This is a genomic window from Streptococcus parasanguinis, from assembly GCF_031582885.1.
GTDB lineage: Bacteria > Bacillota > Bacilli > Lactobacillales > Streptococcaceae > Streptococcus > Streptococcus parasanguinis_M.
On the sequence record NZ_CP133988.1, the window covers coordinates 149517 to 174522 of the forward strand.

Here is a 25006-nt window from a genome sequence, read left to right on the forward strand (position 1 = left end):
CATTCAAAAACATTCGTAACCCTTATTTTATCACAATTTAAGGATTAATTCGAGGGAGAAGTGAAGACAAAAAAATCACCGATAGGACGGTGATTTCTCGATGATTGGCCAACAGCAGGCAATCCTGATCTCTCCCCACTTGTTGCCTCTGTCTCTGAACTAGAGCTCAGTGTCCGCAGTAGGTCCTTCATCTGAGACTGGACCGCTTCTCTTGAGCTTTGTTCTTGCTTTTGGTCTCCATAGCAGGCTACAACTTCTGCCGGATCTCCACTTTCTCCTCTTGCTCTTTTTGCGCTTGGAGGGTCGGACGATACATAGCAAAGAAAGCCCCGATGACCACGATCAAAGCGATCAGGCTCACTCCGTAGCGTTTTGACTGCTCTTTAGAGTCGACCTTGATGCCCTTCGTCGACACCTCCTTCCACTCCGGATGCTCTTTCTCACAGGCATCTTTCTTAGTCTTGATCGGCATGACCAAGACTTGGTTCATCAAGGAAATCATCCCCATAACCGCGAGCAAGTAGGGAATATAGCGTGATTGATTGAAAATCATAATCATCAATAACACAAGACCGATCCCTGCAATCCCCACATTAAAAACAAAACGCATCAAAAATTCTTTTTTCAGCTGTAAATAAGCTTCTCTAGACATAGGTCACTCCTTATCAATCATTTATACATCATTCCTTACTATCATACCGAAAATTAATTTGAAGATCAAGTTAGTTACTAGATGGTCATACGGAAGTACTATTTACACCGCTGGCACCTTTCGAAACAGGAAGCTTTGGACAAGATCTGCTATGAATACAATCGCATACTAGGGAATTTTGAAGTGGAACCTCTGATTGCGATCCCTTTTTTCATCCATGATTTCTTATGCATCCACCCCTTTAACAATGGAAATGGGAGAATGAGTCGGTTATTAACGACCCTATTATTATATCGAAGTGGCTTCTATGTAGGGAAATATATCTCCTTAGAAGCTTTCATCGCCCAAAACAAAGCAACATATTATGAAGCTTTAAGAAAAGCAAGACACCATTGGCATGAAGAACAAGAGGACGTACTACCATTTGTGAAATACCTGCTTGGAACCATCCTTGTAGCCTACAAAGCCTTCGAAGAGCGATTTACCATCATCGAAGAAAAACTTCCTGCTATGGAACTCGTCCGAAAAGCAACCCAACAAAAACTAGTACGATTCACCAAGCAAGACATTCTTGAACTCTGCCCATCCCTCAGCATCAGTTCTATTGAAGGCGCACTAAGAAAATTGGTAGCAAGAGGCGAGATCCAGCGAGAAGGCATCGGAAGAGCCACAAAATATAAGAGATTAAAATAAGGTTTTAAACTCCTTAGGAAAGCAACTGTCAGGAAGACAGTTGTTTTTGTTTGCAAGATTAGGATTGCTCATCAACTGATCAACGACATTAAGATTTTTCGAAAACGTAAGAAATTAAAAACCTACTAGTCTACGTACTGCCTTGAACATCAAAAAGGAGAGAACCAATTTGGTCCTCTCCAGGTTGTAACTTTTCGCCACTGACTATAGTTGATAAAGAGCCAACTAATCAAGGTAAACCATCTGCTGCAGCTTTTTCACCATCAGTAGGCGATGTAGCTGTAGTATCATTTTTCGGTTTTCCATACGATTCTACTACACCACCTTTGGAAATGGAGTTGGCTATCGAAGCATCTGCTTTATGAAACGATGTCGCTACATGGTCTAAATAGTTATTTAGTTTACTCACCACTGTGGCAACATTCCCCACTATTGACTTGATTTCATTTGTTCCAGATGAAATCAAGTCCCCTGAGTCATCGGAAACAGCTGAAGCTCCATCAGTGATCTGATCACCTAGTTCTTTTGCAGCAACTTGAATACCATGAATATGAGCAACATCTATTTCAACTGTCGAGTCCATTACCATATAATTACTTCCTCCTCTTAAATTCTATATACATTAATTTATCCCCATTCTACCATTATAATATTTCTGTATATCCTCATAGTTTGTGATTTTTGTTGTCTTCCCTTCGATACTCCATTTAGCATCTAAGTATAAACCATCATAAACAGATACTCCAGTTTTCAGGAATTCTGTCTCAAGATTGATGAGTTCCCTACCATTTATAATAGTCCCATTCTCCTCATTGATTACTTTATAAGCAAAGCTATTCTTATTAGAAAAAAGCTTGAATACTGATGGGTCGGAATATTTTAGATTGATGTCTCCGTTATAATCTTGTGATTTCCAAAATCCGTTATCAAAAGGCTCAACACCCGATCTGTTTTTTTCATCTGTGAACAACCTGATGTCAATCTGATTTTTCACATTAAGCTCTTGCTCTGTTTTCTCAGCATCTATTTTTAGAGTTCTAAGATTTAGTAAAAAGTATCGATATTTTTTCTGTTCGGTTATCGAGAGAACAACATAATCATTGTCACCTATTCTTCTAAGAATTGGCAGCGTACCATGTAACTCTATATGATCATTTTTTAAATAATTTACCATTAATTTCCAAACATCTATTTCTTTTTTAGGGGCTTTTTTATTGGTTAAATCAAAGATGTCCAGATATGCATATTCATCTGATTTCATTTCTTTACTAGCAGTCACTCGTCTTAATTTTTCGCGCTCTCTAACAAGAAAATTTGGATTTACTCTAATCCAATCAGAGGAATTAATAGCTTTCGCCACCTTGTTATTTTCAAAATCCCACTCAACAATAATACCGTTTTTATCATGAATAAATTCAAATTTGTGAATGTCTGCATTGAGGTTATAAACACTGAAATCTTCATTTCTATCTGAACTACTAGATTTTTTTTGGTCATCCTCTAAATGGTTTGAACAGCCAAAAAGAAGAAAAATAAAGATTATTCCTAATAATAATCGAGAAGAGACAAAGATACTATTATTGCTTTTGCTATTTAGCACCATACGGCTTCACCTCTTCTATTTGGTATTCTTTATCAAAATAGTCTCCCAAGCCTGACATACCATCTCTTCCGAGATTCTTAACGATAGTAGTGAATTTTTCCAATTGTTCTGGAGACATATCTTGTAATTTTAAAGCTGTTTCTTTACCTCTCGCATAGGCAATGACATCCGAATAGGCTTGTACTTGTTTGTCTTCTTCTGTAAATGTCTTATTGATCGCAGCATCTAAATCATTCTCAGTAAGGTTTGTCGCATTATTAATGTAACCCTTTAGACCTAACTTATTTAATTCCTTCACTCTCAGGACTGCATTAAAATCATAGTACTGGCCAAATCTTCCATTTGCTATAGTAGATTTACCATTTTCTGATAGGTCCCATCCTCCATAGTCCAAAATCTTTTCCATAAAATCGTTTCTAGCTTCGAAAGTTTGCTGATCAATCTTACTAATAGCAGAATTATAAGTGTTTACAGCTTCTGCTGCATCAGATATTCCGGAGCTCAACTTACTCCAATGATCCCAGAGTTTATCAAATTTTGTATCAGGGATATCCTGACCTGTAGTTTTCTTATAGAGACTCTTATAATCATCTCTTGCCGACTTAATAGCATCCGTACCGTTAGACTGAAACTCATTACCTTTAAATCCGTCACTTACTGCATCCAAAGTCTTGACGACAGATACAGCAGTCGAGCCAAACGGAATAAAAGATAGTCCTGTTTCAGCTATTGCTTTAATCATATTTTCACTAAAATCTTTATGTGCTTGCTCTCTTTCTCCCTGAAGTTTTTTTATCCTTTCGCTGTACTCTGAAGCTTCCATTCCAAAATCAGAATATTCCGTTGTGACTGTATATTTCTTACTTTCCCATTTATAGAGACTGTCTGGTACTTTATAGTTTCTAGCCTTATCCAAATCTGCCACAGATGTACCACGAAAAGTATTTATATATTCTCCTCTGTCAATTTTTATTTCGAACTGACCATTTTTTATTTCAACTTCAGCTAAGGTTTTATAGTAGTTATTTTCCATTCCCTGAATATCTGGTCTAATTCTACCAGGCTTATATATATCTCCTATTTCGAATATTTGTAAAGAGTACATCAAACCTGTATTAATATTGATTGCATTCAACTCTGATTGATAGGAATCATACAGAATTTGATAATTTTTCATCTCTTCTTCATATTCCTCTATTTGTTCAGGAGTTGCATTCTCTGGTAAAGTTGGCTTACCCTCATACAGCTGATACATTTGGATCATTAATATTTGTGCAAGAGCATCCTCTGCCTTTAATATACCATTTGTGAAAATGTCATTTCGTTCAACTGAATAATCACCTAAAGCATTTACAAAGTGTTGCCACATTTCATTATTCTCAGCTAGCGTCCAGTCATTCTGTTCATTAGCAATAACGGCATACATTTGTTCAGAAATTTTATTCGGATCTACCTTCAATACATCACCAGGCTTATCACTAATAATAGCTTTCAGTGCCTGAGCATCTTCCTTAGTTTTTGGAATATTCAAATAATACATTTGCGTTGCTGTGAGATGACCATTTGCAATGGCTTGAAAGATTGCTGAACTAGGAATATCAGAAAAACAGATTGCATTATTTAATATATCCTGGAAGCTCTTTATTATAGCAGTCTCATCTTCAAGATTTTTTGTAAATTTACTATAGGCTTCTTGTACCGCCTCATCTTTTTCAATTCGTTTAGTAGCCGCATTCTCTAAATCTGTCGTAGCTTTATTAAGATCTCCCTCTGTATTATATGGAGAATTTCCCATAGCATCCGCTGCCTGTTTAAAAGCTTCATCTAAATCTTTGGATAGATTGAAAATATCATTTGTTTGTGCTCCTTTAAGTAGGCTTGATAAATCATTCGCTCCCGTATCGCTACTATAACACTTATCAACAAACTCTGCCGCTCTAATTTCACTAACATACGTTGTTACAACTTCCCCATATTTTTTAATGGCAGACGGTAATTGAGAAAAGATTTGACTTTGTATTGTATTTAACTTTTTAAAGTAAGCATTTACGGCAGCCCCTTTACTATCATTACCTGCTTTATCAGTAAAATTGCGATACAGAGCATTGGTTTCTACTTCATACTTATCAGAAAAGTCTTTTATATTCTTTCCATATGACTCTAATTCTGAGATGCTATTAATTTTAACTTTAGCCATATTGTACTCCTTAACTGAGTTGTTTTTGCAATGATTCCAACAAATAGCTATTACTACTTATAATAGTATTTTCTTGTTTAATAGCTTGCTCTAACTCATTTGATACAGTCTCCCGTACTTTTTTAAAATCTGTATTTGCCTGAGTAATAACTTGTTTTTCATCAGTAGCCATCACATCATATGGAGCGCCATATAAATCATAGGAATCTTTTATGCTTTCTGCATTTTCGGGAATATACTTCAACGCAATCTCTATCGTATCTACTTTGCTCTTAGCGGCTAGTAGTTTTTTTAATTTCTCTCTTGAAGTATTTACAATTGCATGAATTTTGTTAATTTGTGCTATAAGTTCAGATTTACTCATATTGACTCCTTATCTACTAAAACCTTAATTTTATTCAAGGTATTTTGTCTAATATAATAATGCTCTTGATAGTTTAGTTGCCCTTCTCTAATTGGTTTATTGACTGCTGTAACAATTGTCTGATCTGTATATCGAAGACCTAAAAGAACCTGTGATATTTTCTTCACTTCTTTTGTTACAGGATCATAACGGCTAGAAATACCTGAATCACTCATAATTACAGAACTGTAACCTACACGATAGCCTTTTTCTAATACACTGATTAATTTTTGCTGTGTTACTGAATCTAAACCATCTACAAAATGTGCAAAATCAAGGATAATGATTTTCACTACATGATCTGTCAATCGTTTATCTAGTCGCTCAGAAACCTTTAATGCTAACCCGCCAATCATATCCATTACATCTTCTTTTGAGCTTAATATTTCTATATTCTCTATTTTAGGTAAGAAATTATGTTCAGGTGCAAATACAACTAATTTCTCTTGATGTTTTTGACCATACTGGATTAATTGTTTTAGCAGATTTGTCATTTGACTTTCTTTACTTGTTAAATAAAGTAAGTTTGATACATCAGGATCCCATGTTACCGGTTCAACTGTTTCCAGATCCAGTCCGAGAGGTACTTTACCTCCATCCAGCAAGGCCGCTACATCCTCACGTCCATAGAAGGCTGCTTCTGTCAACTCATCTGGCACCATTGGGATACCTGCTGGGGTGTGGCCTGTCCACATCTCTTTGAGACTTTGGACTTGGTCGCGGAGGTTGTTAATGATTTGGATATCATTGTCCCCTGCAACTGGTAGGGCGAACTGGACGACATCGACTTCGTCACGCTTCATGAGGGCGCGTCCCTTAATGTCTTCCATCGTAGACGCCAGTGGGGTTGCTCCCACGATACCGCGGACTTCAGAGATATCATTTTGTGGCAAGGTCAGCTGATGCTTGAAGTTTGAATAGAGCTGAGCCCGCAGGTTGTTCTGACGGCTAGCTGTGATGATCAAGTGCACACCGATGCTGAGACCTTCACGAGAGATCCGCATGAAGAGCTTGAAGAGGTCTGTCTCATAAGGCTCGTCCTTCATGGACTCATAGCTATCCATGAGGATGACCATGGTCGGCTCTTGCTTACCGGTTACTTCACGGTAGAGGGCGATGGTGCCGACACCATGCTCAGAAAGCAGCTTCTTGCGGCGATCCAACTCACGGTTGATGATCCGGATGAATTTCTGGATTTTCTCCGTCTGATCCAGCAAGAGGCTATCGGCCACATGTGGCAATTGAGTCAAGGGTGCTAGACCATTGGTTCCGAAATCCAGCAGATACATAGTCAGATTTTCTGGGCTCTGCTTGCGAGCCAGATCCATTGCGGCTGTCTGGAGGAAAGTGGTCTTTCCTGTACCTGGACTTCCGTAAAGAAGGATATTGCCATCTTTTGACAGATCGATGGCGACTGCTTCTTGCTTTTGCGCTTGCGGGATATCGGCGACCCCGATCAGGACGCTTGGAGCTGTCTGTTTTTGCCAAGCCTCGATTGGTACGACCTTTTCTAACTCATCCAGCGTGATCCGCTCTTTGAGCGGTGGCAACCATGGTTGGGCCACAGCTGCGATGCCTTCTTGTTGGTGCAAGTGATTGATTTCTTGCACGATGACATCCAGCTCTGTTGGCACTTCCTTGATTTCTTCTGCCATATCCAGACCAGAGAGGTCTTGGTTGAGGACTTCGTATTGGCCCAGTTCATTGATCAAGTAGATGGTATGGTCTTCGATCCCTAGCTGGTCCTTCTCAGGCTGGTAGTCTGCTCCTGACCAAGCGGTTTGGAAGAGCTCATAGACTTCGTTATTTCCGACTTGGAGGTAGGCACGACCGGTCTGGGTGATCTCAGCCGCATCTGCCGTCCGCAGCATCTCCATAGAGTCCCCACGGTCTGCCACCTTGAGGGCTAGCTTGAAGCGGGAGTTGGACCAGATCTGGTCATCCACGACCCCAGAAGGTTTTTGCGTCGCAAGGATCAAGTGTACCCCAAGGGAACGCCCGACACGCGCGATAGAGACCAGTTCCTTGATGAAGTCTGGTTGGTTGACCTTGAGTTCGGCAAACTCGTCACTGATCAAGAAGAGGTGAGGAAGCGGTTCGGTCGCTTCACCGAGTTTAAATTTCTTTTGGTATTGGTTGATATGGTTGACCCCATATTGGCCAAATAGGCGTTCCCGACGATGGATCTCCGCATTAATAGAGGCTAGGGCCCGCATAGACTGGGCACCATCCAAGTTGGTGATGGTCCCAAGTAAGTGAGGCAGATCCTTGAAGAGGTTGGCCATTCCCCCACCCTTGTAGTCGATGAGGAGAAAAGCCACATCGTGTGGGTGGAAGTTAACGGCAAGGCTCAGGATATAAGACTGAATGGTCTCAGACTTACCAGAACCGGTTGTCCCCGCGATCAAACCGTGTGGCCCATGAGCTTTTTCATGGAGATTGAGGTATACCAAATCGTCCTTCCCACGCAGACCAATCGGTACTGCCAAACTTTGGTAAGGAGCATGGCTCGCCCAACGACTCAAGACCTTGAGGTCATTGAAAGTTTCTGCCTGGTACATTTCAAGGAAGGTCACCGAGTCCGGAATGGAACTCTTGAGCTGTTGGATATGTTTCAGTGGGGCAAGGCCACGCGAGATGGCTTCCTTGTCATAGCCTTCAGGGAAGTGATCCAATTGGAAGTCAAGCTCTCGAAGAACCCCTTCTTGCAAGAGCAATTGCCCTTGGTTGCGGTCCTTGATAGAGATAACCGTTTGGATATTTTCAGAAAGAGATGAGAGCACGTCTGCCACATAGATAATGGAGCAGCCTAACTCTGTCGGATCCTCACGGAAGAACTCCATGATGACATGGTCCAAAATCAAGGTCTCATCGGTAATGAGGACCACATAGTGCGGGTGGAAGATCTTGATATCATTGGCTTTTTCTTCCTCTTTTTGCGCCTTGCGGAGCTTGAGGATTTGGTTGAGACTGTTCAAGACCTGATCGCGTGTCCGCTGATTGTAGACAAAACTACGGACATTCATATCTTGCAGAGTTGCATGAGGCAACCAGCGCATCCAATCCCAGCTTTCTTTTTCCTCTTCTGGAATGATCGGAATAATGGTCAGATCATGGTAAGAGTGAAAGACAGCCAATTGGGCAACGAGGAGTTGCAACTGCTCTAGCACGATAGGACGAGGGCCGACGTACCCGACAGGTCCCCGATTAAGGCTGGCTACAATCGGAAGATTGTCGATCTTTTGGTGAGCTTGGAAAAGAGCATAGCCTTCTTCTTCCAAGGCATCTTTCTTCCCACTACGCTCTTCCTGACCATATTTGAGCTCATAGCTGGTTGGAACCTTGCCCAAGCCCAAACGATAGGCCAAAAAGTCAAAATGAAGCGGTGTTTTTTCGTAGATCCGCGAGTCATAGCGTTTGACCATCTTGGTCAAGTCTTCGATCGCTGGGAAATGGTAAAACATCCCTTCTCGTTGCTTACGAGATAGCTGTTCCAAGTCCTTGGCCTTGTCCTTGAGATAGAGATGGTAGAGCTCCACGCGCTCTTTCTTGTCTTCTTTGTATTTCTTACGATTCTTGAAGAATCCTTGGACCGAAAAGATCACACTGACTACAGACATGGATACCGTCGCGATGATATAGAGCCCCCGCGGTTGGAAAATGGTGATCAAGAGGGTCACCCCAACCATGATGAGGGGTGGCATGATCAACTTCAAGAGTTCATCTGATGGCTTTTGAGGCTCCGCTCCCGGAGGATTGATCAAGATCTTGTCTTCTGAACTCCGGTAGATGATCCGCGGAGACCGGTGGTACTCTGGATAGTCCTTATAGAAGTCATAGCGTGAATGCAAACGCGGCACTAGATAAGGACTTACTTCGACAGTCCCTTCTACCCCAAATTCTTCTGGATAGAGCTTAAAGGTCACATCTCCAATGGCAAGCTCATCCCCAAAGGCCAGTGGAAAAGTCGCTTCACTGACGAGTTTATGGTTATGGTAGAGTTTTCCAGATAAGAGCTGGCAAGTCCAAGTCTGCTCTTTTTTCACAAGGAGAAAGCGCACTGGATAATGCAAGCGCACATCCGCACCCTTTTCATCTGCTAGAAGGATTTCTTCCTTGTCTAACAGTTCATAGGTATGGACTTCTCCTGTCGCCAAGTAGCAGACCACATCCCCAAGGATCTTGCTATTTTCAAGCACACCCTTGTCTTCACCATACTGGTAGAAGATTTCTCCTTGACTCCATTGAAAATGAAGGGGATTTTCTTGCGAAGCCAGGGTCAACTGAGCTGTTTCTTGATTAGAGACGGTCGCTGTCTTCCCTTCTTCTAGCGCTAGCTCATAGCGAAAACCTTTTTTATAGAGTATGATACGTTTTTTCATAGACTACTCCTTGTGGTCGCTAGACTCGGTTGAGCTTGCAGTTGTAGAAGACGAACTTTCTGTTGAGGAGCCTTCTGTAGATGAAGCTGTTGTTGAGCCGCTAGTGGAAGATTTGGTTTCATCTGTCTCTGCTTCCAAGAGTTTAGAGCGGGCATCCCAGTATTTCTTGTATTCGCCTTCTAACTCAGAGAGTTTCTTCTCGCGCTGCTCACCAGAGAGTTTTTCGCTATCACGTGTCGCCTTGATTTCTTTACGAAGGGCATAGATAATCAAGTCTGAATCGTCGATCCGCTTGGCTGTATCCAGCGCTTGAGTAAAGTCATGACGTCCGATATAGATCCAGTAGTGGAGATAGAGGCTGTCTGACTTGAGCGTAACATTGTTAAGGATGACCTTCTTTTGGTCCTCTGAGAAATTCAAGCCTTGCAAATAAGACGTCGCCAACTCATATTTCTGTGTCGTTGGAAGACTGCTTGGAGCTACTCCTTCCAACTCATCGATCACACCGGTGTAGTCTACTTTGAGATAGGCTGTATCCGCTTGAAGCAACTTTTCTTTAAAGGGTGCTTGGAAAAAGACTAAATAGATCAAAGGCAAGAGTAAGAGGGCCACTACAGCTGAAAGCCATACTGTTGCCAACTTAAAGATTCGGTGTTGACGACTTGAAACCAAGGTCAAGGTCTTTTCTTCCTCTTCCTTGCGTTCTTGGTAGGCTTTCTCTAAGAGAGCTTTCATCTCTTCTAAGCTAGCGGCATCACGAATTTCCACCAAGAAATCAGGCAGATCTTCTAATTCAAGGGTGCCTTGATAGAGCTCCATGAAATCCCAGTCCCCAAAAAGAGTGACAGCATAGCACTTAGCCTGGCGCAAGAATTCAACCTGATCCCACTTGCGCGGCACCATCATCCCCGGAACCCCACGGTAAGCAATCTTGACTTGCGCGTCCTTGGTCACAAACAAATTGATGGGATGCAACATAAAGGTCACTGGAAGCTCCAAGGCCGGCGCCAAATCCAAGACGTTGATAGCTAGACGCAGACGGTCCGATACTGGTAATTGTTTGATTTCTTCAGCACTCAAGCCTAGAGCATCTGTCTGATAGGTCAGATGAATTTGGTCTTGATCGGCTGTCATGCTCTGCTCTAAAAACAAGGGATGATGGAGATCCAAAATCCATAAATTGCGTAAATCCTGGCTATCCACTTCTGAACGCTTGAGGTCCAGCCGCCAGCTCGTTTCTTCTTTTTCAAAACGGAAGACTTGTTCTTCCAGTGTAAATTGTTCTTCTTTCACCTTACCACTCCTCAATCTCGATCAGATCACCACTTGTGATCGGATACTCTTGTACCACCTTGCCTTCATCCAACAAGATGCCTTTATTTACCACGCGCAACTGATACTTGCTTCTAGGCTCCATGGCAGGCCCAAAGATCTGATCCAATTCCCGAATCAAGCGTCGCACCTCCATCCGCGTTGGGATACGGAGGTCATGGCTTGCACCATTCATACGGAAGGTGACATTGATATGTTGGTCCATTTAGGCCTCTTTTCTATAGATTCGATAGGAAATATAGCCAGCAATCCCAAAGAGAAGGGCACTCCAAGCCAACATTTGTAAAGCTGGAATAAAATCCGACAAACTAGCCGAATTGTCCTCTACATTGGACTCAAATTTAGATAATTTTTGATTTTCAGGCTGGAACAGGTCCGCTTCAGGCCCTGTTTTTTTCTTTCCCTTTATAGCAGAAAACAACTGGCCGTCTGAATCGGTCAATTGTTTCTCTTGCTTGCGTTTTTCATCTGCTAATTTTTTCTGATCCTTCTCATTGAAAAGAGACTCAGTCGCATCCAATTGGCCCCCAAGTGTCTTTTCCTGCTCTGTCTCCAGACGTGAGTTGTTGACCTGCAGACGATTATCAATAAAATCATCTGCAGAAACAGCAACTACTGGAATGAGACTAAAGACAAAGAGAAGATACATCATTTTTTTCATAAGCTTGATTCAATTTCCTTTGTTTGAGTAAACTTCTTTGGAATGAAGATATTGGCAACCGCCAAAAGTCCGAAGAAGACCAACAATCCGAAGAAGACGCCGATACCGGCTGTTTGTCCATCAAAGTAACCCGCAAACTGTCCTTCTAAAATAGAAAGGAGGTTGACATTTTTCACCAGTGCTGGAAGGCCTGACAAGGTCGCGGTCGTTCCGATCGCACTTGATAGGTAGACATAGCTGATCAACATGAAGAAAGCTAGTCCCATTCCGATCACACGGAAGTGTTTCAAGAGGAGGTATTGCAGTTGTACCAAGACAAAGCTTGCTAGAACCGCTAAGAATACCCATGAAGGTACATATTCACGACCAACAGAGAGTTGAATACTTGAAATCATTCCGATCACTAGTCCAAGGATGAGAGAAAGTCCCACAAGAACACCGACAGACAAGAGATCTGATTCTTGCAAACGATCCAATTTGAAACGATCCTTAACCTTACGGATGATTGGCTGAGTCTCAAAGAGATAAGCTGTAAAGAGACTCAAGACTTCCAACATAAAGATCCAGATAAATGGACGGTAGACGTTGATAGTCGCTTTCACAGAAGAAGATTTCTCTGCAACTGGATTTGACAAGAAGTCGAGCAAGACTTCATTCGGCACTCCGTTTTCATAGGCATTGTTGAAGACCTTACGGAAGGCTTCGACGAAGTTCCCATTTTCAGACAATTCCTTGTCGAATTCACCCATCAAGCTCTCTGCATTGCTAGACAATTTCTCTGTATTGCCTTGGGCTTTTTCCAATTCTTTGTTCAATTGGCTAAAGATTTCATTGGTAGAGTTAGCAGCTTCTACATTGCTACGAGATGAGCTCTTAACGCCTTCTGTCGAGCTCAATAATGACGTGTATTCAGAACCAAGAGCTGACAAATCTGCATCGGTCTTGGTTTGAGCCTGTGTCACTGTTTCCTGCGCTTTTGAGATCTCTTCTAGGCGTCTTTGAAGGTCTGCATACTGCTTCAATTGATCGTTGATATTTTGGGTTAGATCCTTGTTGGTGTTTTCGATTGCTTGAAGATTTGCCTGCAATTGTGGTCCCAAGTCTTGCAACTGTTTAAGGGTACCATCTAACTGGGCTTTCACACTCTTCGTTGCATCCCCAGATTCATCCGTTTCAATACTCTTACGGTAGTCCTTCATGTTACTTGAAACGGCAGCCTTCACGACATCGACCAAAGCATTTGTCAAATCCATATCTTCGATCGGATCATAGAGCGAATGACGATCTCCCTTGTCATCTTTTGGATAGTAAGCATCGATCAATGCTCCCGCGCGTTGATAATCCAGGGCGATTTCACTAGCTTTCGATGCATAGTTAGCGACAGCTGTTTTCAAGTCTTCTGCAGATACAGTCACACTGGTTGAAGAAACTCCATTCACAAGGACTTCAACATCAATCGCGCTTGGCATAGCTCCTCCATCTTCAACAAGGTGAATTTGAATTTGTTTGCCATCTTTCAGTTCGACTTCCTGCTCACCACTGCCTGCATAAGTCTGTCCATCATAGGTCCAGGTATCAACCTTAACTCCTGCAGGTACTTGAATGCTAACTTTTTGTTTTCCAGATTTAGCATTGAGAACATTCGCAACTGCCGTTAATTTAGCATCCACTTCAGCAGCCAATCGTTTCAAGTCATCTGCGTTCCCTTTTGCTTGCCCCTTCGTTCCAGCAAAAGCACTATCAAAATCAATCGCTGCGTTGAGATTCCCATACTTATTCAGATTAAGACTAGCAGGATCTAAAGACGGAAGTTTTTCAATTGCTTGACGAATGTCATCATCCGCTTTATCTCGATCCTTGCTGATAGTTTCGATTTTTGGCTTTCCAAGCAAGGTACGAAGAGTGACTTTGTCTCCTTCATTTAGACCATAGTAGTCAAGGATCTTCGCTTTTACAGAAGACTCGATGTTCTTTTCGTGCTCATCTAATTTGTCGCGTTCTGCCTTGATCCCTTTTTCGAGGTCTGCCACACGATCATTCACATCTTTTGTCAAGCCTGCATAAGTCTTGGTACCTGAAGCATCTCCTTCTGTTTCAGTTGGTTGACTCAATTGTTTGGTAATTGCTTCTTGGTTTTGTTGTAGATTCTTATACAACTCTTGGGTCTTTTCACTGACAACAGACTGGTTCATAGACATCAGCTGGTTCATGAACTCTTCATGGCTGATCTTGTCCTCAGAGCGTTGTTTGATCAATGTGTCGAAGTTTTGACCGTACTGATCCTGAGATTGGGTCAATTGATCAAAAGCCTGTGTATAAGACTCAAGGACTGTCTTCAAAGCATTGTTCGACTCGACAGAAGACGTAGACAAGCTATAGAGACTTGGAAAGATATTCTTCGAATCTAAAGCCGAATCCAGCAAGTTGCTTCGGTATGAACCAATGTTGGTAGATTGAATTTTGTTACTTGTTTCCACGTTCTTCTGAGCTGTATAAAGGTTGCTCAAAATGCTGACCATATACATATCAACCAACTGGCTATTCAAGTTCGAAACGATATCTTTAGCGACTTTATTGGCCTCGTTTTCAACCTGAGAATTTCCAGCCGCATTGACCTTATACGTCACCGTGGTCTTCTCTGCATTAACCGCATTCACTTCCAAGACCTTCTCTGAGAAGTCACTTGGAATGACAATCATCAACTGGTACTTGCCATCTGCAAGCCCTGACTCAGCGGCTCCACGAGGGAGTACAGACCAGTTTTGCGAATTATCCCGTTCGATATTCTTTACATAGCTAGCCCCAAGGTTGTATTCTTTATCATTCAGTTTGACCGCTTTGTCTTCATTGACAACCGCAATATTAAGCTTGGTGTTTTCTGTCGTTTGTACGGTCTTGGCTTCGTTTTGCTTTTGGTCCTTTTGAACCGTCGTATAAAGACCCACTACAGATCCCATCAAAAGGAGCACAACTGCACTCTGACCGATGTATTTTAACCATTTTTTCTTTTTCACTTCTATACCTTTTCCTTTTTCTAATTCATAGATACAAAATAGGGGTTAGGAATTAAGAATCTAACCCCTATTTTCTATATATCAAAAGACAAAAGGGTGATCTACCTACAAGAAGTAAGATCACCTCCAAGACTATCTTAGTGGATTTGTGCAGCGATATCTTGGTCAGTTTGTTCAACGATATCAGCAACTTTGATCAATTGAGCGTTGATGTCTTCCAACAATTGAGCGAATTGTTTGATTTTTGGAGACAATTCGTTGAATTGTGCTTCAAAGCTATCAAATGCAGATCCATCCCAGTTTGCGTCGATGACTTGTTGTTCATGAGTCAAAGTGTTAAGGATTTGATCGATTTCTTGAGAACCTTGTGAATAGCGTTGTGCTGATTGACGTAGTTCTTCTGGAGTTAATTTAATTTGAGCCATATGTTTCTCCTTTTGGGCTGATACCCTTATATTTTTTTCATAAACAATACATTTTAGTACGAATTAGTAAAATGCCAGATAACTGTATATTTTACCTTTTTCTCCCTTTTTGTATTATTTACTTAAAAATATCTTAATGAAATATTGCCAAAATGTCAAGTTTAGAGGGCTAACTGATAAAACATTGTAACTTTGTTATGATTTTGTAACATTTTGTCATAAAAATGTAATATATTTTCTGAATTCCTTGCCCCAGTAGTCTCTAACTAGTATTATTTCTGAGAAAAAAGAAGACACTCTGTCCTTTTATATTAACTCAACACATAGATAGAAATTGTTGATTTTAGGTGTTTTTAAAAGCAATTTTTGAAGATTTTTGTATATTTTTTCATTTTTAAAACTTTTATGGTATAATGAAACCTGTTCAAAACTTGTTTCATACAAGATCGAACACCATTAACCTATAAGGAGTATATATGAAAAAATTTCTACTTGCCTCCGTCTGCCTCCTAGCTCTTACCGCTTGTAGCCAAGGCCAAGCAGAAAAAGGAAAAGCTTCAACAACATCTAGCCAAAGCACTTCCCAAGTGAAAAAAGAAAAAGAAGAGAACGTTCGAACCAAAACTTTCTCCACAGAACTTAACGATCACCATCAAAACAAAATTCAAATCGGCTACAAAAAAGATGAAATTGTCTCTTTTACTTTTCTTAGTTTTGAACCCATTTCCTCAGATTTGCAAGACATGGATCTTTCCGAGTTAAAGGAAATCTACCAAGAAGAATTAGAACATAGCGATATCTATAAAAGCTTAAATGGCAAGCCTGGTCTTAGCTTCCGCATTCAAATTTCGAAAGATAAACAATCCTATGCCAAGGTCTTACAAGCTGACTTCTCAAAAATCAAGAAAGATGAGTTTGCTTCCATCTACGGGGATCAAGGGGAGGAAGAAACAGCTGAGTTCAAGAAATACCTCAATGGCAAACCTCAAGATCTCTTTACCTATTTCAAAGATCAAGGCCTCAAAGAAGAAAAATAAAAAGAGCTTCCTGAGTTTCATCACCACACTGGTGAGAGCTCAGAAAGCTTTTTCTTATTTGTTCAAGATTGAAAGGGTTTCAAGGAGATTGTCCGCATGAACTTCGATGGTATCTCCTGTTGCTTTGATTTTCACTTCTACGATACCTTCAGCTGCTTTTTTACCAACTGTTACGCGGATTGGAAGTCCAATCAAATCACTATCGCTGAATTTGACACCAGCGCGTTCATTTCGGTCATCCACCAAGACTTCGTAGCCTTTATTCACCAAGGCTTCTTCGATCCGATCGGTCAAAGCAAGGCTTGCTTCATCCTTGACATTGACTGGAATCAAATGCACATCAAATGGCGCCAATTCTTTAGGGAAGTTAATCCCCCAAGCGTAACGGTATTCCCCTTTTGGAGTCTTATTGACAAAGAGGCGAGCATGTTGCTCCATAACGGCTGAAAGAAGACGGCTGACACCGATTCCGTAGCAGCCCATGATGATTGGAACCGCACGACCGTTTTCGTCCAAAACATCTGCTCCCATGCTAGCGGAGTAGCGTGTGCCGAGTTTGAAAATGTGACCGATTTCGATCCCACGTGCAAAGTTCAAGACGCCTTTCCCATCTGGTGAGATCTCGCCTTCACGAACTTCACGGATATCGACGTATTCCGCAGTAAAGTCACGTCCTGGGTTGACACCAGTCAAGTGGTAGCCTGTTTCATTGGCACCGACTACTGCATTGCGGCTGTCTTGGACCTTGCGGTCTGCGATAATCTTAACATTTTCAGGAAGATCAACTGGACCGAGAGAGCCAAAATCAGCTCCTAATAATTCTTTCACTTCCACTTCGGTTGCAGGTTCAAAGAAGTCTGCGCCGAGGTGGTTTTTCAACTTCACTTCATTGAGCTGATCATTACCTACGAGAAGGGCTACAACTGGCTCACCATCTGCGATGTAAACCAAAGTCTTGATAGTAGCTTCTTCTGGAACATTCAAGAATGCAGCTACTTCATCAATCGATTTGACACCTGGTGTTTCCACGCGTTTCACTTCTTCTTCTGCTACGACACGGTTACTTGGCTTGTATTCGTTAGTAGCCATTTCCAAGTTCGCAGCATAGGTGGATTCACTTGAATAGGCAATGGTATCTTCACCAGAGACCATCCATTTGAGCAATTCTGCTTTGATTTCTTCTTGGACTTCTGCTGGAATTTCATCAAAGGAAGCTACTGATTTGTCTAAAACAACCCAACGATCCAAGTCTGTACGAGCAGGTGTAACAGCCATAAACTCTTGGCTATCTTTTCCGCCCATGGCACCACCATCACCGATGATGGCTTTGTAGTCGATGCCACTGCGGGTGAAGATCCGCTCATAAGCTGCCTTGTATTCATCATAAGTGACATCCAAGCTATCGTAGTTGGCATGGAAGCTATAACCGTCTTTCATGATGAACTCACGGGTCCGCAGAAGACCGTTCCGTGGACGTTTTTCATCGCGGTATTTTGGTTGAATTTGGTAGAGATTCAACGGCAATTGTTTGTAAGATTTTACTGAGTCGCGCACAATAGCGGTAAAGGTTTCTTCGTGAGTTGGACCTAAGATAAAGTCAGAGCCTTCACGGTTTTTCAACTTATAGAGGTCTTCCCCGTAAGTTTCGTAACGACCAGATTCACGCCAGAGATCCGCACTCAAAAGGGCTGGAGCAAGCATTTCAACTGCTCCAATTTTTTCGAATTCTTGGCGCATGATGCCTTTTGCTTTTTCAATCACTCGATTTGCTAACGGCAGATAAGAATAGACACCAGCTGATACTTGGCGAACATAACCTGCACGCAACATCAAAGCATGGCTAATGACTTGGGCATCGCTTGGCATTTCGCGAAGCGTTGGAATCAACATTTTACTTTGTTTCATGGACAATATCCTTTTCTATTTCAAAAATAATTTCATAATATCATTCCAGGTGACAGCAATCATCAAAATAACCATTACAGCTACACCTGCAAGCGTCATATAGGTTTCTACTTCCTGTTTCAGTGGCTTTCTCCGGACGACCTCGATCAAATTGATCAAGATTTTACCCCCATCCAAAGCTGGAATCGGGATTAGATTGAAGATCCCAATATTAATAGAGAGCATGGCCATAAGAGACAAGACTGCTGGAATCCCTAATTGAGCAGCTTGTGAGCTGGCATTGTAGATGGCAACCGGACCACCCAGTTTATTGAGACTGAAGTGGAAAATGATATCTTTCAAAGCTCCCAAAATCCGTGTCGCTGTATTCCAGGTATCTGTAAAACCAGACAAGAGTTTATCCACAAATCCAGTCTTGAGGCCGTTTGTCACACCCAGATAGTAACGATTCCCTGACTTGGTTGGCTTCACTTTGACTTCTTTTTCTTGGCCGTCTGTTTTGACTTTCAGGGTCAATTTAGGAGCCGTCTTGCTGTCCTTGGTTGCTTTTTCGACAGCATCTGTCAGCTCATCCCAGTTGCTAACGGTGTCGTTGTTGACTTGAAGGATCTGAACATTGCTTTTGACACCGACCTTAGCCAACGCCCCATCAGGTGCCACCTGAACATTGTTGCTGTAGTAGTCAATCGCACCACCGCGCATAAAGGCTAAGAGTGAATAGACGACAATACTGAGGATAAAGTTGTTCATAGGACCCGCAAAGTTGGTGATCAACCGTCCCCAAATGCTGGCATTCTGATACTGAACATCTCTCGGCGCAATCCGCACTTCTGTCCCATCTTCCTCAACGATGGTCGCATCATGATCAACACTATAAGTCTTGGTCTCATCGAGAACCAAACCCGTAATTTCCAGTTTGTCTTCAAAGTCAAACTGGGTAACATTCATGGGAAGGGCTGTCTGATCCAGATTCTTTCCTGAAAGATTGATCCGGACGACCTTGCCAGCCTCATTTAGCGTCAAGCTGACAGGCGTTCCGGTTTTAATCTCAGTTGTATCCTCACCCCAGCCAGCCATACGAACATAGCCACCTAAAGGTAGAATGCGAATCGTATAGGCTGTTCCATCTTGACCAATATGGGCAAAGATCTTGGGACCCATCCCAATCGAGAATTCTCGCACCAGGATGCCCGATTTTTTTGCAAAATAGAAATGACCAAACTCGTGAACGAGAACGATCACTCCAAAAATAACAATAAAGGCAATAAACTGCATCGTTCTATACGTGGTTTCCTTTCTATCTCTTCTGTCTTAGAACAAGCCCAAGAAATGCATCAAGGGAAAGACAAAGATCAAACTATCAAAGCGGTCTAGAACACCACCATGTCCTGGAATAAATTTCCCAGAATCTTTCACACCGAAGTGGCGTTTAATCGCACTCTCTACCAGATCTCCAAACTGACCTGCGATACTAAAGAGGATGGTAAAGAAGATCATAGCAAGAAAACCATGTCCACCCGCCACAGAACGATCCACGATCATATAGATCACAGTTACCGCAACTGCAGACAAGATTCCCCCAAGACTGCCTTCAATCGTTTTATTAGGAGAAACCGCAGGCATGAGCTTGCGTTTCCCAAACCGACTTCCTACTAGATAAGCACCTGAATCTGTAGCCCAAACAATAAAGAGGGCTAAAAGAACCTTATCAATACCAGCAATTCGCGCATCTACTAAGGAATGGAAACCAAGTCCAACATAAAAGCTAGACGCAATGGGATAGACCACATCTTCATAATTGTAATTCTGAGCAAGAACAGTTGTTCCCATGAGAATCAAGACAACCAAACCATAAGCAATCATATTGCCATCTGCTGGAAGGTAAGGGAGGTAGTCCTCGATCGGCAAAGTCAGGACAAAGGCCGCTAACATGGCTAGCGCTCCTTCAAAGGTCGCTGTCTCAAGCCCCTTCATCTTGAGCAATTCATGAACCCCTAGCATGGCGATCAAGCCAATCACAATCTGGAAGAACACCCCTCCAACCATTACTGTTGGAATGAAAAAGAGCAGGGCAATTCCTCCAAAAATCACACGTTTTTGTAAATCTTTCGTCATCATCTTCTCCTAAACACCACCAAATCTCCGATGGCGATGGCTATATTCTACTATGGCACTTCGTAGTGCTTCCTCTCCAAAATCTGGCCACATCACATCTGTGAAATACAACTCACTATAAGCAGCCTGCCAAGGAAGGAAATTACTCAAACGGATCTCTCCGCTGGTACGAATAATCAAATCCGGGTCCCTTAGGACACGTGGCAAACTCTCAGTATAGAGAGAATCTGCGATCATCTCTTCTGTGATATCTTCTGGGCTGAACTTCGCATCCAAGACTTCTTGGGCGATCTGCTTCACAGCCTGAGTGATCTCAGCACGTCCACCATAATTGAGTGCGAAATTCAGGATCAAGCCTGTATTGAGATGGGTCATCGCTTCTGCTCTTTCCAAAGCCTCCAGCGTTTCTTTTGGTAATTTCTTGGTATCACCGATCATTTGAATCTTGACATTGTTGCGATGCAATTCGGGGACGAAACGATCATAAAACTCGACCGGCAAGTGCATGATGAACTTGACTTCATCTTCAGGGCGTGTCCAGTTTTCCGTAGAAAAGGCATAGACAGTCAAGACCTGAACCCCCATATTTTTTGCTGCAATCGTCACTTCTTGGAGAGCTTCCATCCCCGCCTTATGACCGAAGACGCGCGGTTGCATCCGCTTTTTCGCCCAGCGACCATTGCCATCCATAATGATTCCAATGTGTTTCGGGACTTCTAAAGGTATCTCGATTTTTTCTTTTTTCTTAAAACGAAACATGTTTTTCTACCTATTTCAATATTTATCGCTTCATTATACCATAAATCCCCATAAAATAGGGACTCTGGCCTCTTTTTTGAACCAGCAAGGCTTTCCTTCATCACATCGTCCTATTTGCCCACCAAAAAAAGAGGCCTTTGCCTCTTCTTTGATGATTATTCTTCGATGGCTGAATCGACATCTGAGCTAGCAGATTCTGTAGCAGTGGCTGAGATCCCTTCTGATACAGGAAGAACTGTTTTGATCGCTCCCAATTCAAAGGTCAAGTAGACACCATCAACATCCAAGACAACGGTCTTGCGATCTGTATCGACTTCATCGATGGTTCCGTACAAGCCACCAATCGTGATGACTTCATTTCCTTTTTGAAGTTTATTCAAACTTTCCATCCGTTTTTGGTACTGTTTCTTTTGGCTACGGCTCATGAAGTACATCAAACCGACCATAAGAACAAGCATAATTAGCAAACTTCCGCCTTGCATATGTTTCTCCTTTAATTTTCATATATGCTATACTATATCAAATTTCGCCCGTCTTTTCAAGTTTTCCCATCCTCTTCAAGCAAAATCAGACTCCAGTATCAGATTTTGATGCAAAAGAAAAAACCACGAAAAGTGGGCTACTGACTAGTCAATCGTAATGCCATACTTTTCGTGATTCTCATCATACCAATCAATCAAGGCCAAAGCCGTTTGATAGGTAATATTTTTGATTTTACTCGTTCCCTTAGTCAAAGTCGCCAAGCTCATTTTGCTGATGTTTGTTTCAGTTGCGACACGATAGCTCGTCAAGCGACCATCAACCATCAGTTGAACAACGGCTTCTACTTTTCTGTATTCGGGAGTTGAGTAGATATCAATTGTATTGCTCATCTTACTTCCATTCCTCAAATTTTATTCTTGTATAGATTATATACTTATTTTCTTTATTTATTAATAAATTTGCTCAAATTGGGTTAATTTCACTAATTATTGATGTTTTTTTAGCCCAAATAGGGGGATTTTAGCCTTATACAGCGAATAATTTCCCCCAGGTGGGAAGAAAAAATAAAGGCTGCTATCATATAGCAGCCTCTATTTTCACAAACTAATTCGCCTTATTCTGCTTGTTTATCAGTGTTTTCTTCTTTCTTTGTGTCTTTTTCTCTGATCACAAGTACACCATCTTCCATATCAGCTTCTAAGTGTTTAGCCTCAAGGTGATCCAAGTGGAAGTCGGTCACCTTGTCACGGATTTGTTGTTCAACTACTCGACGGAGTGGACGAACACCCATCACTTCATCATAACCTTCTTCAGTCATGTATTCTTTGGCCGCATCGCTCACTGTCAAGTCGATGTCTTTCTTAGCAAGAGTTTTGTTCACTTCTACTAACATCAAGTCAACAATCTTAGAAAGGTCTTCCTTGCTCAAGTGTGAGAATTCAATCACAGCGTCGAAACGGTTGAGGAATTCTGGACGGAAGTAAGGTTTCAAACGATCCATAAGTTCTGGTTTATCCGCATCTTCTGTCAAGTTGGCTTCGTAACCAAAGCCAGCGTTTGAAGTAGCGATAATTACAGTGTTCTTGAAGTTGACCGTGTTCCCTTGACCATCTGTCAAACGACCATCATCCAAGACTTGAAGGAGAAGGGTGATCACTTGAGGATCCGCCTTTTCAATTTCGTCAAGAAGGACGATTGAGTAAGGGTTACGACGAACACGTTCTGTCAAAGTATTGCTATTGTCATCATAACCAACATAACCAGCTGTTGTACCAATCAATTTAGAAACGGCTGTACGGTCGCTGTATTCTGACATGTCCAAACGGATGATGGCATCTTTGGTTCCGAACATATCAAGCGCCAATTGTTTAGCCAATTCCGTCTTACCAACACCAGTAGGTCCTACAAAGAGGAAGCTTCCGATTGGACGGTTCCCTTCGTCAAATCCTGCACGGTTCCGACGGATAGCACGTGCCACTGCTTCAACAGCCTTGTCTTGACCGATAACCTTAGTTTGCAAACGGTGACCCATATCTTTCAAACGTTCGATATCAGTTGCACCCATTTGTGACACTGGAATACCAGTCATCCGTTCTACTGATTCAGCCACATCGTTGATTGTTGCTGTTACTTTATGGTCTTCTGTATGGTTTTCAATTTTCTTTTCAAGTTCTTCGATACGAACTTTTGCATTAAGAGCTGCTTCGTAATCTTCTTTAGCAGCTGCAGCTTCTTGTTTAGCTTTTTCTTCTTCAATTTCATGTTCCACAGCATGGACATCTGTTACTGGATGTTGGGCTGCCAAATGAGCAGCTGTCACATCGACCAAGTCAATGGCCTTATCAGGCAAGCTACGTTGTGGAATGTATTGGATCGAATAATCAACCGCTGCTTTCAAAACTTCATCTGGCAAGATGACATTGTGGTGTTTTTCATAAAGATCACGGATCCCTTGGAGAATCTTGAAAGTATCTTCAGCTGATGGAGCATTGACTTTCACTTCGTTGAAACGACGAGCAAGAGCCGCATTCTTCAAGATGGTGTTACGGTATTCATCTTGAGTGGTTGCACCAATGACAGTCAATTCCCCACGTGAAAGAGCAGGTTTGATGATATCCGCAAGACCTTTAGATCCTTGACCATCACCTGTGCTGCCTGCACCAAGGATTTGATGGATTTCATCAAAGAAGAGAACGACATTTCCCATAGCTTTGACTTCTTGGATCAGATTTTGAATATTTTCTTCAAAGCTACCACGGTATTGCGTACCAGCTTCTAGACCAGAAATATCAATCGAGATGATTTCTTTGTTTTTGATAGCCGCTGGAACATCCCCGTTCACAATAGCTTGTGCCAAACCTTCTACAACTGCTGTTTTACCAACACCGGCATCCCCTACAAGGACAGGGTTGTTCTTGGTACGACGAGACAAGATTTCAGCAGTTTCTTGAATTTCTTTATTACGTCCGATGACCGGATCCAATTTTCCTTCACGAGCTTCTTCGGTCAAGTTACGACCAAGTTTTGCAAGGATCCCATCTTGTTTCATTCCTTTACCTTGATGGTGTTGCACTTGCTCACTTCCTTCATTTGGAAGTTGACCAGTTTGGCGGTAAATAGCGAATTCTTCTGGTGTCACTTCACGACCGTTGATCATGTAGCGACGGCTTTCAGAACGAAAACCACCCATGTTTCCCATTAGTTGATTGAAAAGATCATCCATATTGTTAAAGTTGTTATTCATAGTTGTTACCTCATTTTACATAATTTTAATTCATTTATTTAATAATAGCCCTACAGGCTAACAGTTTCTATTTTCCTTTTATCAATTAGTTGTCTTAATTCTGGAAATAGCATATCACCATCTCCCTTCCACTATTGATCTTGTAAACCAGTAGGTTTTTCAACCTCTTTTTGTTTACATAAATTATTATAACGTAGACTGATTTCTTTGTCAACACTTTTTTACATAATTTTTAAAAATTTTTTAAAAAAATCTGGATGTCACTCCAGATTCCACATTTAAATAGAAGTTCTTGGCTAGATAGATTTAAATTTCCCAGCTTTTTCTTGAATAGCCGCCTGTACATTTTTAGCAAATTGACCCACCATGGACTGATCCTGTTGTTTTCCAACTACCTGGACGTCTTCTTCGGCTACTGTTGCAATCGCAGTCAATCCATCATTGTAACGTTTCTCAACTCCTGCCTTGCAGGTCAACAAAACGGGCGCATAGACAACACGGATTAAATCTTTTTCAAGTTTTTTTCGGCTTTCGATGATCCTCATCTTATCTTTCATATCTAAATCAAAGAAATCTTTGACTGGACTATCACCCATACTTCC

At 41.8% G+C, this 25006-nt stretch carries 21 protein-coding genes; 2 read left to right on the top strand and 19 right to left on the bottom strand.

All coding sequences use genetic code 11. From position 1 onward, the window contains the following. Positions 1-247: 247 nt before the first annotated feature. A complete protein-coding gene (locus tag RDV49_RS00680) occupies positions 248-652 on the bottom strand; it encodes a hypothetical protein (RefSeq protein ID WP_003010002.1) in 405 nt (134 codons plus the stop codon). A gap of 81 nt (positions 653-733) precedes the next feature. Between RDV49_RS00680 and RDV49_RS00685 the strand changes: the two genes are divergently transcribed. Further along, complete coding sequence (locus tag RDV49_RS00685; RefSeq protein WP_003010000.1) at positions 734-1345, top strand: Fic family protein; 612 nt, start codon at positions 734-736, stop codon at positions 1343-1345. A 229-nt stretch (positions 1346-1574) separates the two neighbouring features. Here RDV49_RS00685 and RDV49_RS00690 read toward each other — a convergent pair whose 3' ends face one another. The 10 genes from RDV49_RS00690 to RDV49_RS00735 form a co-directional block, all read right to left on the bottom strand. Beyond that, on the bottom strand, positions 1575-1934 hold the full coding sequence (locus RDV49_RS00690) for a hypothetical protein (protein ID WP_003009998.1): 360 nt from the start codon (positions 1932-1934) through the stop codon (positions 1575-1577). 33 nt (positions 1935-1967) lie between these two features. Then, positions 1968-2948: a hypothetical protein gene (locus RDV49_RS00695; protein WP_003009995.1), complete on the bottom strand. Its 981-nt coding sequence runs from the start codon at positions 2946-2948 to the stop codon at positions 1968-1970. Next, complete coding sequence (locus tag RDV49_RS00700; protein ID WP_003009992.1) at positions 2935-5145, bottom strand: hypothetical protein; 2211 nt, start codon at positions 5143-5145, stop codon at positions 2935-2937. The genes RDV49_RS00695 and RDV49_RS00700 overlap by 14 nt, the downstream gene beginning before the upstream one ends. 10 nt (positions 5146-5155) lie before the next feature. After that, on the bottom strand, positions 5156-5509 hold the full coding sequence (locus RDV49_RS00705; RefSeq protein ID WP_003009991.1) for a hypothetical protein: 354 nt from the start codon (positions 5507-5509) through the stop codon (positions 5156-5158). Next, a complete protein-coding gene (essC, locus tag RDV49_RS00710; RefSeq protein WP_003009989.1) occupies positions 5506-9930 on the bottom strand; it encodes a type VII secretion protein EssC in 4425 nt (1474 codons plus the stop codon). The genes RDV49_RS00705 and essC overlap by 4 nt, the downstream gene beginning before the upstream one ends. A gap of 3 nt (positions 9931-9933) precedes the next feature. Further along, a complete protein-coding gene (gene essB, locus RDV49_RS00715) occupies positions 9934-11223 on the bottom strand; it encodes a type VII secretion protein EssB (protein ID WP_003009987.1) in 1290 nt (429 codons plus the stop codon). 1 nt (position 11224) lies between these two features. Further along, entirely contained in the window at positions 11225-11467 is a 243-nt protein-coding gene (locus RDV49_RS00720) for an EsaB/YukD family protein (RefSeq protein WP_003009985.1), read from the bottom strand. After that, positions 11468-11923 carry a type VII secretion protein EssA gene (gene essA / locus RDV49_RS00725; protein WP_003009984.1) on the bottom strand — a complete coding sequence of 152 codons (456 nt, stop codon included), beginning with the start codon at positions 11921-11923 and terminating at the stop codon, positions 11468-11470. It lies immediately after the preceding gene. Then, on the bottom strand, positions 11920-14943 hold the full coding sequence (gene esaA, locus RDV49_RS00730) for a type VII secretion protein EsaA (protein ID WP_037608273.1): 3024 nt from the start codon (positions 14941-14943) through the stop codon (positions 11920-11922). Before esaA ends, essA begins: the two co-directional genes overlap by 4 nt. 131 nt (positions 14944-15074) lie before the next feature. Beyond that, positions 15075-15362, bottom strand: coding sequence for a WXG100 family type VII secretion target (locus tag RDV49_RS00735; RefSeq protein WP_003009979.1), 288 nt, complete (start codon positions 15360-15362; stop codon positions 15075-15077). Positions 15363-15838: 476 nt separating this feature from the next. Between RDV49_RS00735 and RDV49_RS00740 the strand changes: the two genes are divergently transcribed. Beyond that, a complete protein-coding gene (locus RDV49_RS00740) occupies positions 15839-16399 on the top strand; it encodes a hypothetical protein (protein WP_003009977.1) in 561 nt (186 codons plus the stop codon). Between the two features lie 54 nt (positions 16400-16453). On the opposite strand, the gene RDV49_RS00745 is transcribed toward RDV49_RS00740, so the two are convergent. The 8 genes from RDV49_RS00745 to RDV49_RS00780 form a co-directional block, all read right to left on the bottom strand. Then, on the bottom strand, positions 16454-18304 hold the full coding sequence (locus tag RDV49_RS00745) for a proline--tRNA ligase (protein ID WP_003009975.1): 1851 nt from the start codon (positions 18302-18304) through the stop codon (positions 16454-16456). Between the two features lie 15 nt (positions 18305-18319). Continuing rightward, positions 18320-19579: an RIP metalloprotease RseP gene (rseP, locus tag RDV49_RS00750; protein ID WP_003009974.1), complete on the bottom strand. Its 1260-nt coding sequence runs from the start codon at positions 19577-19579 to the stop codon at positions 18320-18322. Positions 19580-19615: 36 nt separating this feature from the next. Continuing rightward, complete coding sequence (locus tag RDV49_RS00755; RefSeq protein WP_023919527.1) at positions 19616-20419, bottom strand: phosphatidate cytidylyltransferase; 804 nt, start codon at positions 20417-20419, stop codon at positions 19616-19618. Between the two features lie 9 nt (positions 20420-20428). Continuing rightward, positions 20429-21178, bottom strand: a complete 750-nt coding sequence (gene uppS, locus RDV49_RS00760) for an undecaprenyl pyrophosphate synthase (protein ID WP_003009971.1) — start codon at positions 21176-21178, stop codon at positions 20429-20431. A gap of 155 nt (positions 21179-21333) precedes the next feature. Next, positions 21334-21660, bottom strand: coding sequence for a preprotein translocase subunit YajC (gene yajC, locus RDV49_RS00765; protein WP_003009970.1), 327 nt, complete (start codon positions 21658-21660; stop codon positions 21334-21336). Between the two features lie 144 nt (positions 21661-21804). Then, on the bottom strand, positions 21805-22050 hold the full coding sequence (locus RDV49_RS00770; protein WP_003009969.1) for a hypothetical protein: 246 nt from the start codon (positions 22048-22050) through the stop codon (positions 21805-21807). A 224-nt stretch (positions 22051-22274) separates the two neighbouring features. Continuing rightward, on the bottom strand, positions 22275-24404 hold the full coding sequence (locus RDV49_RS00775; RefSeq protein WP_003009968.1) for an AAA family ATPase: 2130 nt from the start codon (positions 24402-24404) through the stop codon (positions 22275-22277). Between the two features lie 296 nt (positions 24405-24700). Continuing rightward, positions 24701-25000: a hypothetical protein gene (locus RDV49_RS00780; RefSeq protein WP_003009967.1), complete on the bottom strand. Its 300-nt coding sequence runs from the start codon at positions 24998-25000 to the stop codon at positions 24701-24703. Between the last annotated feature and the right edge of the window lie 6 nt (positions 25001-25006).